Genomic DNA, 13,171 nt, shown 5'->3' on the forward strand with positions numbered 1-13,171 from the left:
CGATATGAAGAAAATATATTCTTTAGTCATCCTTGTAGCAACCTTGTTGCTCTCGGGCTGCGATCAGCGCAACACCATCGACGTGTCGGACATCAACAGCGTGCCCGACCTGAGCAATCCTGTCGTGCAGAAGCTTACCAACACGATGTGGTATAAGTCTGCCAACATCAATTACAACAATTTCATTTGGAACACCGTACGCTTCCAGGCCAAGACTTCTGCCGCCATGGAGGGCATTCTCTACACTACGGCCTGGGTGGGAATGGAACTTCGCCGCGACGGAACATCGACGCTGCTCTTTAAACCGCCTTTCAACAAATACAGCTATGTGACTTGTCAGGGGCGATGGGCGGTGTCTACGACCGACGAGAACACCGTTGTCTTAGACAGCAAAACGCCCGTTGGCTACGTCAATATGAAAATTAAAGTGCGCGACATTCAGGCCAAAGACAATGTCAGCACCGTGGCAACGTATGTCGATTTGGGCGACAAGATGATGGTGGTAGACTTTATGAACTCATCGTCTTACTACGACGACGATACCAATGGCGAACTGCCCGACTTCAAGAACGTCGTTTCTTCCTGGTTCGAAACCATGCCCGTGAGCACCGCCCAACTGTCTGCCGACGAGTTTTCCAACACCGCTTGGTCGATGTCGAGCTATAAAGACGAGATCAAAGACTTGCTGGAAAATCCCGCACAATGCGCCATCCGCACGACTTATGTGAACGACTTGCTGACCAAAACCCCGGCTCTGCTCTTCGGAGCGCAGTTCGCATTCGGCGCAGACGGCACGGCCTACATCGATGTTCCCTCGTATATCAAAGCCTCGGCTTTCTTTTCTTTCCAAGAGCAATTGGGCGAACAGCAAATCGTGGCACGAGGCAAATGGCGCATCTACGGCAATAAAATCATTGTCGAAACCAACGAACTGCCTGCCATCAGCATGGCCGAGGCGATGTTCAGTCTGAAAATCCAAAATCCACAAACCGAGTTCCTGCCCATCAAACAGGAGGGGCAGGGCGTCAAGGTGTGGAAAAATTACTTCTATGTCATCGAGGTTATCAAACGCACCGCCAAGGGAATGTGGGTACGAATCAGTTCCGAGCAGGAAACCCACTACCTCTTCTTGCTCAAACAGGACATGCCCGACGAGACCAAGACCTGGGGCGTAAGAGAAGCCGTTAAAAAACTGAACTAACTTTTTTAAGCTGAAGATAAAGATGAAAAGACAAATAAGCACTTGGGCGGCTCTGCTGCTCACCGGCGTTTTCGCTGCCTGCGAGAAGGGCGACTTGCTCAATGTCACCACGCAAGACTTAGACCTAAACGAAAATACAGCCGAGTATCAAGAATATATTAAAGAAAGAATCACCGACTATTCTAAGCTCTTCCGTTTTGAAGAGGCTTACCGAACCCTGCCCAAACTCATCGATCCTAAGGCCAAGGCCGAGGCCATAGACGTCATCAAGAGCTATCATGCGCGGGCTTTGAAAGAGGGTTGCGGCTACATCCTTGCCTCGGGCGACACGCTGTTTCTTCGGGTGAAAGACGAAGACGAGACGCCTGCCTTGCAGAGAACCGCGCTCGGCACGTTTGTAGACTATCCCAGTTTGAAGAACACCAACAAGGAGGTGAAGTTCTGGGGACTGGCCAACTTCCCGGCATTGGAGGATCTCTACCTCGACCAATGCTTCGTTTCCGAAGTGTTGGACTTGGACAAGCTCTCACACTTGCGCCGCCTCACCATCAAGGCCGAGAAACAGACGTTCGACTCTTGGTTCATCAACCGCACCTTCAAACCCATCGATCTATCCGGCTACGATCTCTCTAAGAACGCGCAATTGCAGAACTTGCTGCTCACCGGAACCGACATCACCCATCTCAAAGCTCCGTCGCACGCTCTGCGCAACATCGAACTCAAGAACGGCATCTACACCGCTGACGTGCTCAATCGGGTCAAGTCCCAGCGGTTGTACATCGAGGACTCTGACTTCTCGGGCGAAAATCTCGTGATAGACAACAACCACATCGATCGCCTATCCATCCACACCAACACGGCCGAGCATAAAGGGCCGAAGCTCGTAGACATCAGCGGGACGCGCATCAAGCGGTTTTACTTCAGCGATAGCGGCGAGAAGAACATCACCGCCGAGAAGATTGTTCTCAACCATTCGTTAGACTCCCTACGGCTTCATGGTGGCGCCTGGCGTATCGACGCCCCTGCGAGCCAAGTTCAGATCGAGGGCTTGAAAGCCAACAGCGGCTTGAAATCGTTGTCCTTCAACTCGCTCTTCGTCTTGCTCCGGCCCACCGACATGCCGCTCTCCTTGGAGGAAATCGAGATGGGAGGGTCGGGTGTTGGAGAGTATCCCTCCAACACGGTGTTCGACTTCCGCCCGTTCACCCATCTGAAAACGCTCAACTTCGACCAGCTCATCACCCCGAATCTCTACCTGCCCACCGGTCTGGATTCGCTCCATATCCGCACCACGCAGGCCCTCAAGCCGCTCCAAGAGCTCGACCTGAGCCATATCCATCTGCGCGCTTTGTTTTTGGAAATCGGTTCGTTATATCTCTCTAAAAGAGACCTTACGCAGATGAACCGCCCCTTAGACAAGGTGGTTCTGCCGGCAACGCTCGAGCGATTGGAGGTGAACAGCGTCAGTACCGAGGTGCTCGACCTGAGCCGATGCTCTAACTTAAAATATCTCAGCATCAGTGCCGAATATAACACCGACGAGCGATATGTCAAGAAGATCATTTTCCCCGCGAATCTCAAGCAGAGCAATTTCAAAGGAGAATACGACTTCCTCGTATGGGTAGACAAGCAGAAAGTAGAACTGGTGAACTATCCCTCGTGGGTGGTCACCCGCGAAGGACGCGCTGACACGGCGCACTAAAGACCGAGCTCTACGCACCGATCATCTTCAAAAAACAAAACGATATGAACACAAACGTATGGAAAAAACCTCTGGCTGCCCTCTTCTTCGTGGGTAGCCTGCTCGGGGCTTCGTGCTCGAGCGACGAGCCCAACGACGCTCCCTTCCCCGAACCCAAAGTCCAGGTGAGCGTCGACGCCCCGACCGGCACGGCGCAGATTGCCGTGAGTAGCACGCCCGCCGGAGCCACCGTGCAACTGGTTTACGACACGCCGCGCGGACAGATGGCCGCCAAAGGCACGGCCGATGCTCAAGGCACCTGTCGCCTCAGTATAGAACAGCTTGCGGGCTACGAGCAAAACCTCAAGCTCGTCGTCACCCAAGGCGAAACCTCTAAGCGACTCGTGCTCGACAAGATTCCGGCAAAAGCCGAAACGCTGACTGAGGCTCAAATCGCAACCGGCCTCAAGAAGCACACTTGGAAGTCGGTGGCGAAGGGTTCGCGCGTACTGATTACGAACAGCAGCATCCGTCCCTACAGTCTCTTGGCCACCGTGGCGCAAAAGTATTTCACCTTTGCCGACGGCGGAAAATTCACCTTCGAGGTCACCTCGCCTCAACAGTTCAAACACGAAACGGGCACTTGGACGCTCTCCGCAAAGCGTCTCGACATCCGCACGGCCATCCCGCTGGGAGCGATACAACTCAAAAACGTGCGCATCCAGTCGCTCTCCGACACGCAGCTCGCCCTGCTCGCCGAGATCGAAGATGGCCTCTTCCTCCTCCGTTTCGAGGCTCAATAACAGGGCCTGCCCTCAAAAAGCGGATGTGCCACTGTAGCCTACAGTGACGCCACGGAGATCAAAATGAGGCTACTGTACCCTACAAAACCATCATCCGAGACCCAAATGGCGTTACTGTAGCCTACAATGACGCCACGGAGACCAAAATGAGGCTACTGTACCCTACAAAACCATCATCCGAGACCCAAATGGCGTTACTGTAGCCTACAATGACGCCGCGGAGACCAAAATGGGGCTACTGTACCCTACAGTAACACCGCGGAGACCCGAATAGGGTTACTGAACTGTTCAAAACCGCCACGGAGACCCGAATGGCCTTACTGAACTGTTCAAAACCGCCGCGGAGACCAAAATGGCCTTGCTGAACTGTTCAAAACCGCCACGGAGACCAAAATGGCCTTACTGAACTGTTCAGAACCGCCACGGAGGCCCAAATGGCCCTACTGAACTGTTCAGCGACCTCGCTCTCCCCGATTTTGCCCCGCAAAAGCAGAGAATCTCACCATTTGTAAGTATTGCACGAGAAAGGAATGTTGCCTATCTTTGCTGCCTCAAGCCAACCTACATGGATCCACTCATCCTCGATTCTCTACAGAAATCTACCCTCTTTGCCGGAATGTCCTCCGCCGAGATAGAAGCCGCACTGCATGCGGTGGACTTCTCGATGAAGGAAATTCCGGCAAAGAAGGTGTATAGCTATCAAGGAAAACTATGCGACGAAGCCGTTGTCATCCTGCAAGGAGAACTGATGGCACGAATGTCCGAAGCCAACAACCGAGCCCTGACCGTCGACTATCTCAAGAGCGGCAGTCTCATCGCCCCCGCTTTCCTCTTCGCTCAAGACAAAGCTACGCCGGTAGACCTCAAGGCCGTGAACGGCGATGTGCTGCTGCTTTGCATGTCCATCGCCGGATTCCGAAAGCTGATCGACCGCAACCGCACCGTCCGTCGCAACTTTCTGCAACTGCTCTCCTCCATCAATCTCTTCCTGCTCCACAAAATCAAAACCATCTATCTGGCTCCTCTGCGCCAGCGATTGGCGCAATATCTCCTACTCATGGCCCGTAAACACGGATCGAACACCATTCCCCTGCGCCACTCGCGACAGGAACTGGCCGACTTCTTCGGCGTGCAAAAGAGTTCGCTCATTCGTACCTTGGCCGAACTCGAAGCCCAAAACGCCATCTTCGTGCGCAGAAAAGAAATTGTCATTCTCGACGACAAACGGCTCCGCAGTCGATCGTCCGGCCACCCGAACGTGATTCCATAGACAACCGTTCGCGATCCACTCTGAATCATTCATTCTATAAACAGTCCACCGCTTTTGATCAACCGCAAACCGTTCCCCCTGAAAACGAAAAACCGGACGCACCCTGTGGCGCGTCCGGTTTTTGTTGAATACTTCCCTGCGGGAAATTTAGTCGAGTTGAGCAAGCTTGTTGTCAGAACCCAACACCTGTTTGATTTTGTGCTCATAGAGCTCTGTCATTAGATCGCGAGCCGGACCGCAGTATTTGCGCGGGTCGAATTCGGCAGGCTTTTCTGCAAACACCTTGCGAACGGCAGCCGTGAAAGCCAAACGCGAATCGGAGTCGATATTGATCTTGCAAACGGCACTCTTGGCAGCTTTACGCAGCTGCTCTTCGGGGATACCCACAGCATCGGGCAGCTTGCCACCGTATTGGTTGATCATGTCGACATACTCCTGGGGAACCGACGAAGAGCCGTGGAGCACGATGGGGAAGCCGGGCAGCTTTTCCATGATGGCGTCGAGCACGTCGAAAGCCAAAGGAGGAGGAACCAAACGACCGGTCTTCGGGTCGCGGGTGCACTGCTCGGGAGTAAACTTATAGGCTCCGTGAGACGTACCAATCGAGATGGCCAACGAGTCGACACCCGTTTTTGTCACAAAGTCGATCACCTCTTCGGGCTTCGTATAGTGCGATTCAGCTGCTACGACGTCGTCTTCTACGCCGGCCAAAACACCCAATTCGCCTTCTACGGTTACATCAAACTGATGGGCATAGTCTACCACTTTCTTCGTCAGAGCCACATTCTCGTCGTAGGGAAGCGACGAACCGTCGATCATCACCGAAGAGAAACCTGCATCGATACAGCTCTTGCAAGTCTCGAAGCTGTCTCCATGGTCGAGGTGAACCACAATTTCGGGATGGTTGCAGCCCAGTTCCTTTGCGTACTCTACAGCGCCCTGTGACATATAACGGAGAAGAGTGGGGTTGGCATAGTTGCGTGCACCTTTCGAAACCTGCAAGATAACAGGTGACTTCAAGTCGGAAGAAGCCTTGATGATGGCCTGCAACTGCTCCATGTTGTTAAAGTTGAATGCCGGGATGGCATAACCGCCATTGATGGCTCTCTTAAACATCTCGCGGGTGTTTACCAAGCCTAATGATTTGTAATCTACCATAACACTATATTTTTAAATGAATAATGCCTTTATTTATACGGACGCAAAATTAACGTTTTTAATCGGGCAGTGCAAAACCTGGCCCCTTTTTTTGCCCGTCTCCCTGAATGAATTAAACTTTATTGCATCTTGTCGGGCTGTCGTTTTCCCGTTTTGTCATATGCATATAGCAGTTGGCGCATCGTCAAAAACGGAAAGTCTCCCCCGTTCAGAAGCCGTCATATTCAGAATGCATACAGCAACGGCAATACAAACACCATGACAATGCCAATGGCAAGTTGCAGAGGCAGACCCACCTTCACATAATCCATAAAAGTGTATTGCCCGGCTCGCATCACCAAAGCATTAGGAGGCGTGGAGAACGGAGACGCAAAACACATGCTGGCCCCCAGCGTAACAGCAAAGAGAAAGGCGTAAGGGCTAACACCCAACTCGGTAGATGCCGACAGCGCAATGGGCGACATGAGTACCGCCGTAGCTGTGTTGCTGATGAACATCGTGAGCAACGACGTGGTGAAATAGATGCCGGCCAGCAACGCCGTGGGGCCCATCGACCCGAATATATCCACCAACGTATGCGAGATCAGGGCCGAAGTGCCCGTCTTCTCTAAAGCTATCGACATGGGCATCATCGCCGCAATGAGCACGATGCTTTCCCAATTAATCGTTTTATAGGCTGCCTCCACATTGCGAAAACAACCCGTGAGCACCATCAATAGGCCTGCAATGATGACAGCCGTTACCGGAGCAATGGGGATAAAGTCGAACACCATCATCGCGATCATCAACAACATAATGCCACCTGCCAGCGGTGCTTTGTAGTTGAGTGTCACTTTCTGTGCCTGTTCTTTGGGTTGACCCAACACCACCCAGTCGTTCTCGCCTGCCAGTTGTCCGATGTTGGCCCACGAACCCTGCACGAGCAGCACATCGCCCGAGTGAAGACGCTCTTCGGAGAGATCTTTCAAGATGTAATCGTTGCTGCGACGAATACCCAGGACGTTGATGTTGAACCGCTCACGCAGTTCCGAATTCTTGAGTTTCGTACCGTTGAGCTGCGCCGTAGGTATGAGCACAATCTCTGCGATACCGATGTCGTAGAAGTCGATGCCCGTGTCGTCGAGCCGCTCCAGTTGCATCTTGTTGGCAAAACTCTCCATTCGTTCCTTATCGCCGGTGACATAGAGGATGTCGTCGGCCTGAAGAAGACTGTCGGGTTTGGGCACGCTCTGCTTCACATTGCGGATGAACCGACCGCTGCGGGCAGCCTTTCTCCTGATCTCCATGATAGAGATACCGTAGCGGTTACGCAGGTCGAGCTCGGCGATAGTCTGTCCGGCAACGGGCGATTGAGCCCCGATGCGATACCGCCTGAGCTGATGTTGCAAGCTATACTCTTCCACCAACTGTTCCAAAGTCTTACCGTTACTTTTCGTCCGCTTGTCCTTCTGCCGCGTCTTTCCTAAGAACAAGCGCGAGAGCGGCAGCAAGACAAGGATGCCAATCGTGATCACGATGATGCCGACGGGAAAGAACGAGAAGAACGAAAGCGGCTGATAACCGGCTCCGGTGAGTGTCTCCTGAATCACAAGGTTGGGTGGCGTACCGATCAAGGTGAGCATTCCGCCCAGACTACTGGCAAAGGCCAAGGGCATCAGCAGTCGTCCGGGATGACTCCCATTCTGAGCTGCCATACTCACAATAATAGGCATCATCAAGGCCACCGTTCCCGTATTGCTCACAAAAGCCCCAATGGCCGAGGTGGTGAGCATCACCAAAAGAAACATACGCAGGTCGTTTCCTGCGGCCAACTTCATGATTTTCTGACTCGCCACCTTAGCCAATCCGGTTTGAAAGATAGCTCCTCCCACCACAAAAAGCCCCACCATCATGATGACCACCGACGAAGAGAACCCTGAAAGGGCTTCTTCGGGCGTAAGAACATGAAACATCAATAACGCCGCCAAGGCGCAAAGAGCTACGACATCTGCCCTGATGCGACCGATGATAAACATGGTTACCGTGAGAATAAGGATGATGAATGTAACGACCATACCTAAATATTATAAAAAAAAGAACGATTTTACAGCCTCTCGATCCACCCGATTGAAACTGTTATCCTAAATGAAAACGTTGTAAAGTTACGCAAAACATTCCGATTTTCGCCGAAAAACGGAGTATAGAAAGAGATTATTAAAATCTTTTAAGGTAGCACATGAACCCACCGACAACCATGGTTTAGAAACCGACCCTATCCAACAGGAAACCAATCCTACCCAACAAAACGGTCGGATTTGCATCCAATACGCCATCAGAAGCCACAAAATCCAAACATCTTTTAGACAAAACCGCTTGTAGGTTCTGTCCAAAAGATGTTCCCATTTTACCCTCTTGCAGAGGGCATTCTCTGTGTTGACAGAGAAAAAAGGTCTAAAGTCTATCTTCCCAAACGAGCTTTCAGCAACGCCGGAATCTCGCTTGTCTCGCGTGCCACGGGTATTCCGGCAGCTTCGAAGGCAGCCACCTTCTCTTTCGCCGTGCCCGAACCGCTGGAGATAATGGCTCCGGCATGCCCCATCTGTTTACCTTTCGGAGCCTCGCGCCCCGAGATAAAGGCCACAACAGGCTTGGTGACATGCGCCTTGATGTATTCGGCGGCACGCTCTTCGGCATCTCCGCCAATCTCGCCAATGAGAGCAATGCTATCCGTAGCAGGATCGTTTTCGAACATTTCGAGCAAATCCTGAAAGTAAAGGCCCACAATAGGGTCGCCACCAACGCCCACAGCGGTAGACTGTCCCATGCCGTTCTGCGTCAGATTATACACCACTTCATAGGTAAGCGTCCCGCTTCGACTGATCACCCCGGTGCCTCCTTTCTTGAAAATACCCGTGGGCATGATACCCACCATGCTCTCTTCGGGCGAGATGAGTCCGGGACAGTTGGGCCCAATCAGCTTAGCTCCCTTCTCTTTGATGTAATGATAGGCCTCCACCACATCGAGAGTGGGCACACCTTCGGTGATGCAGACAATCAGTTGGATGCCAGCATCGGCGGCTTCCATCATCGCATCTTTGGCAAAAGCTGCCGGAACGAAAATCACCGACGTATTGGCCTGTGTTGCTTTCACGGCATCACGCACGGTGTTGAACACCGGAATCCCGCTCACCTCTTGTCCCGCTTTGCCCGGAGAGGTGCCTCCTACGACGTTGGTGCCATACGCTTTCATCTTGGTGGCATGGAAACCACCATCGCGACCGGTGATTCCCTGCACGATAAGCCTTGTATTTTTGTTGATTAGAATACTCATTTTAGGATGTTTTTAGTTGATAAGTGTATTGTTCACTGCTATTTGATGCACACACATCGCAGCGTGTGGCACGCGCGCTTTGTTGCCTCTGCTCAATAGCCTGCAGCCGCAACAGCCTTCTTACCGGCCTCGGCCATGGTTTGTGCCACGATGAAGTGGGTGCCTTTCAGCAGTTCACGGCCTTCGGCCTCGTTGGTTCCCGTGAGACGAATCACGATGGGCATATCGGTTTTGAGCTCTTGAAAGGCCTCGATCAGACCTTTGGCCACATCGTCGCAACGGGTGATTCCGCCAAAGATGTTGATGAGAACCACACGCACATGTTCATCGGCGAGCAGCAGTTTCATGGCCTCGACAATCTTTTGCGGGTTAGAACTACCTCCGATATCGAGGAAATTGGCCGGATTTCCGCCATAAAGTTTAATCATATCCATCGTTGCCATGGCCAGTCCAGCACCGTTCACCATGCATCCGATCTCGCCTCCGAGGTTCACATAGCTAAAGCCCTTGTCTTTGGCGGCCTGCTCTTTCTTCTCGTCTTCGGTAGGTTCGAACATGGCGAAGATGTCGGGATGACGATAGAGTGCATTGTTGTCGAAAGTCATCTTGGCATCAATGGCCTTCAGCTGGCCCTCTTTTGTGAGCACCAACGGGTTGATTTCGGCCAACGACGCATCTTTTTCCACAAACAAGCGGTAGAGTTTTTGGAACAGCGGAGCCGCTTGCTTCACCTGTGCCATATCGTCGAAGAGTTTGAAAGCAGCCTCGCGCGCCTTGAAATCGGGTAGTCCGATAGAAGGGTCGATAGGAACTTTGAAGATTTTATCGGGCGTTTCGCGCGCCACCGTTTCGATGTCCATCCCGCCTTCTCGGCTCATCATGAGGATGGCTCCTTTCGATTTACGGTCGATCACGATGCTCACATAATATTCGGCAGCAATATTCACGGCCTCGCCCACCAGCACACGGTCTACGGTAAAACCTTTAATATCCATGCCCAGGATAGCCTCAGCATGCTGTTTCACCTCCGTTTCATCGGCAGCCAGCTTCACTCCGCCTGCCTTTCCGCGTCCGCCGGTGTGCACCTGTGCCTTCACCACGCACCGTTCAACGCCCAATTCGCGGTAGGCCTCTACCGCCTCTTGTGGTGTTCTGCAAAGGATGCTCCGGTCTACAGGCACGCCATAACTCGCAAAAATGCCTTTTGCTTGATATTCATGAACTTTCATAGCTTGATAATTGTTTAGTTGTATATCAGTTCTATGTGCAAATATAGTTTTTTTGTTTTTACCCTTGTCGCTCTCCTTGCTGTTAATTTTATTTTTATACTTTCTTTAACAGAAACTTCATCGACAAGCGATTGCTATACCTTATTATATAGATCGCCCTTGAAAAAGCAGGAGAACAGGTAGACAGAAGAAACTCTTTCCCAACGCACTTACATCTTTCTTCAACAGCTTTGCAAAGCCTTACTCCCTACTACTCCCCTCCTTACTACTTACCAGTCTCCTCGTTTTGATACGACTTTTGATAGACCGCACGCTACCAGGACTAATAGCCAGGATATCACCCACTTCGGTTTCGCTTTTGTTCATTCGCCCCGTAGCGATGAGGAATAAGTATTGGCGTGGCGAAAGATTGCTATACAGCTGGTCGAGTTGGGCCACATAATCGGGATCGATGAACTTAAAGTAGGCCAAAAAGTCGAGAAAATCTTGTCCGCTCCAATGAATGGTATTGTGATTCTGAACAATACTCTCGTAAAGCAGCTTACCATTGCTCAGCGTTTGCACCTCCTTGTCCTTCATGTTGTCCACCCGTTGCCGCAGAGAAGTCTGCTCTTTGTGCGCCTCGTGTTGTGAAAGAACGTTCTCATCCAGCCGACCGTTGCATTCGTTCAGCAGCAGATGTTTTTCCAAGAGCGTGCGTCGGGCCCTGGTCACCTTATATTTATGGTAAAGCATCAGCACAAGAACCGAAAGGACAAAAACCAAGAATAACGCCCCGAAATAGAGTTTGTACTGTTTGATTTGCCTTTCGCTCTCAGCCTTGTCATAGCGGCTTTGAATCTCGTAGATGTTGTTTTGTTGCCATTCCCTTTGCTGTCGTTCCTTGAATTGCAACAACGTGTCGGCAATTTGTGCGGCTCCGCGATAGTCGCCCGTGCTTTGTCTCAGCCGGAAAAGGTTGTAGAGAGCCTTCTCCTGCGTGTAAGCATCGGGACTTCCCAAGGCCTTTCGCAGCAGTTCGTAAGCCTTTCGGTGCTCGCCTCGTTGGATATAGAGATCGGTCAGAATAGCGTAGGTATAACTGTCAGGGCGTTCTTTCAGAGCCTTTTGTATGTAAACCGCAGCACGAACCGAGTCTTTGCGCTGATTATAAGCATCGCTGATATTGGCCAGCAGCACCGATTGATTGTCGGAACTGAGATATTGATAATATTGCAAGCTCTTCAAGAGATAAGTCAGATTGCTATCAGGCTCTGCCAGTCCGCTGTAAGCATTGGCAATATAGGTCAAACTATAGGCAATCCACATCTTATTACCCGTCTGTCGGCCCAAGTTACAGGCCAGGCGGGCATACTTCAGTGCCGTGTTATAGTTTTTGTTGAGCAAGTTGACATAGCAGATGGTGGAATAGATTTTGTGTTGCAGCACCGCATTGTTACTGCCTCGCACGGTGTTTTCCGCCTTTTTCAGCAGCGTGATGGCCGCCATCGTATTGTTGCGGTAAAAAAACTGGATGACACCTTTATAATAATACGCGCGCGCGAGCTTGTCTTTCGGTCCCTTTTGCTCGTAGTAGAACATCGGGTAGTCGATCGAATCGTTGTTGATGGGCAAGCGTTTGCGATAGCAAATTTCTGTCTTCAGCAGGGTATAGTAGGCCACTTCCGCACGGTCTTCTTGCGGAACGGTGGGCAGAGAGTGTAAATAGAGGTAGGCAGCATCTACATTTCCCTGCACAAGCAGCGAGTCGATTCTTTCGAGTTGCCCCTGAACGGCCTCTCCACATCCGCATAACAAAAGGGCGAACGAGAAGAGTAGCAGGGTTACTGTTTTAGAGATATAGGTCATTTCTTGTTGGTTTCGTTGACAGATGCATGGCCTACAGAGCCACGCGGGAGTATCTTTTGGTAGCCCCTTTTAGCAGATAAAACTATTGCAAGGCAGTAACAAAATTAAGAAAAATATATTGTTTTACCTCCTTTTTTGAAGAAAAAGTGAAAAAACAATGCCAAAAGGGCTGTTTCATGAATAGGAATACCACACGCTATATCCTGTTTTTGTCTGAAAAACAACAGTAGACAGATGCCTCACGCCTCTTTTCGGGATATTATTTTACAAAAAAATGCCCCCGAAAAGCGATTATTCGTGTAAAAAATGCTTTGTGTTGATTTCAAACGGGTATGGTTCTGGAAAGAAGGCATGCTACAAACTGTTTTACGATCACTTAGCTTTTAGAATGCAAAAGCTAAGAAAACGACGTGCAAAAGCTAAGAAAATGCAAGACGAAAGCTAAGAGATGAGAATTCATTTTGTAAACCAATGTTTTTCATTGAGTTACAGAGCTCGTCCAACTGTCTCTGCAAACATCCTCTATTCATAGTGAAAACAGATAGGGGAAAAGTGCGGCGGCCCTTCCCACTCCACTAAAACTGCAGGTCGGCAACATTCAATTGCCTGACCACTCCGCTAAAAGCTACGGGTCGGCAACATTCAATTGCCTGACCACTCCGCTAAAAACT

General features: G+C 50.9%; 9 protein-coding genes. 4 read left to right on the forward strand and 5 right to left on the reverse strand.

The features are described from left to right. The first annotated feature begins 4 nt into the window (after positions 1-4). The 4 genes from J5A66_RS08790 to J5A66_RS08805 all read left to right on the forward strand — a co-directional run bounded on the left by J5A66_RS08790 (position 5) and on the right by J5A66_RS08805 (position 4,955). Complete coding sequence (locus J5A66_RS08790) at positions 5-1,201, forward strand: hypothetical protein (protein ID WP_211790247.1); 1,197 nt, start codon at positions 5-7, stop codon at positions 1,199-1,201. Positions 1,202-1,223: 22 nt separating this feature from the next. Next, a complete protein-coding gene (locus J5A66_RS08795) occupies positions 1,224-2,903 on the forward strand; it encodes a hypothetical protein (RefSeq protein WP_211790248.1) in 1,680 nt (559 codons plus the stop codon). 44 nt (positions 2,904-2,947) lie between these two features. Then, positions 2,948-3,685: a hypothetical protein gene (locus J5A66_RS08800; RefSeq protein ID WP_249109961.1), complete on the forward strand. Its 738-nt coding sequence runs from the start codon at positions 2,948-2,950 to the stop codon at positions 3,683-3,685. A 565-nt stretch (positions 3,686-4,250) separates the two neighbouring features. Next, a complete protein-coding gene (locus J5A66_RS08805) occupies positions 4,251-4,955 on the forward strand; it encodes a Crp/Fnr family transcriptional regulator (RefSeq protein ID WP_211790249.1) in 705 nt (234 codons plus the stop codon). 147 nt (positions 4,956-5,102) lie between these two features. Here the strand turns inward: J5A66_RS08805 and J5A66_RS08810 are convergent, their stop codons facing one another. The 5 genes from J5A66_RS08810 to J5A66_RS08830 all read right to left on the reverse strand — a co-directional run bounded on the left by J5A66_RS08810 (position 5,103) and on the right by J5A66_RS08830 (position 12,500). Continuing rightward, positions 5,103-6,113 carry a class II fructose-bisphosphate aldolase gene (locus J5A66_RS08810; protein ID WP_211790250.1) on the reverse strand — a complete coding sequence of 337 codons (1,011 nt, stop codon included), beginning with the start codon at positions 6,111-6,113 and terminating at the stop codon, positions 5,103-5,105. A 224-nt stretch (positions 6,114-6,337) separates the two neighbouring features. Beyond that, positions 6,338-8,167 carry an SLC13 family permease gene (locus J5A66_RS08815; protein WP_211790251.1) on the reverse strand — a complete coding sequence of 610 codons (1,830 nt, stop codon included), beginning with the start codon at positions 8,165-8,167 and terminating at the stop codon, positions 6,338-6,340. 383 nt (positions 8,168-8,550) lie between these two features. After that, the gene (gene sucD, locus J5A66_RS08820) at positions 8,551-9,423 is read right to left on the reverse strand and encodes a succinate--CoA ligase subunit alpha (RefSeq protein ID WP_211790252.1); all 873 of its coding nucleotides are present in this window, start codon (positions 9,421-9,423) and stop codon (positions 8,551-8,553) included. A 92-nt stretch (positions 9,424-9,515) separates the two neighbouring features. After that, a complete protein-coding gene (gene sucC, locus J5A66_RS08825) occupies positions 9,516-10,652 on the reverse strand; it encodes an ADP-forming succinate--CoA ligase subunit beta (protein ID WP_211790253.1) in 1,137 nt (378 codons plus the stop codon). A 240-nt stretch (positions 10,653-10,892) separates the two neighbouring features. Further along, positions 10,893-12,500, reverse strand: a complete 1,608-nt coding sequence (locus J5A66_RS08830) for a hypothetical protein (RefSeq protein WP_211790254.1) — start codon at positions 12,498-12,500, stop codon at positions 10,893-10,895. Positions 12,501-13,171: the final 671 nt, after the last annotated feature.

Source organism: Prevotella sp. oral taxon 475 (assembly GCF_018127805.1).
In the GTDB taxonomy this organism is placed as follows: domain Bacteria; phylum Bacteroidota; class Bacteroidia; order Bacteroidales; family Bacteroidaceae; genus Prevotella.

Bases quoted from the DNA above. Each gene is read 5' to 3' on its own strand.
- J5A66_RS08790 (WP_211790247.1), top strand. From the start codon at position 5: ATGAAGAAAATATATTCTTTAGTCATCCTTGTAGCAACCTTGTTGCTC.
- J5A66_RS08795 (WP_211790248.1), top strand. From the start codon at position 1,224: ATGAAAAGACAAATAAGCACTTGGGCGGCTCTGCTGCTCACCGGCGTT.
- J5A66_RS08800 (WP_249109961.1), top strand. From the start codon at position 2,948: ATGAACACAAACGTATGGAAAAAACCTCTGGCTGCCCTCTTCTTCGTG.
- J5A66_RS08805 (WP_211790249.1), top strand. From the start codon at position 4,251: ATGGATCCACTCATCCTCGATTCTCTACAGAAATCTACCCTCTTTGCC.
- J5A66_RS08810 (WP_211790250.1), bottom strand. From the start codon at position 6,113: ATGGTAGATTACAAATCATTAGGCTTGGTAAACACCCGCGAGATGTTT.
- J5A66_RS08815 (WP_211790251.1), bottom strand. From the start codon at position 8,167: ATGGTCGTTACATTCATCATCCTTATTCTCACGGTAACCATGTTTATC.
- sucD (WP_211790252.1), bottom strand. From the start codon at position 9,423: ATGAGTATTCTAATCAACAAAAATACAAGGCTTATCGTGCAGGGAATC.
- sucC (WP_211790253.1), bottom strand. From the start codon at position 10,652: ATGAAAGTTCATGAATATCAAGCAAAAGGCATTTTTGCGAGTTATGGC.
- J5A66_RS08830 (WP_211790254.1), bottom strand. From the start codon at position 12,500: ATGACCTATATCTCTAAAACAGTAACCCTGCTACTCTTCTCGTTCGCC.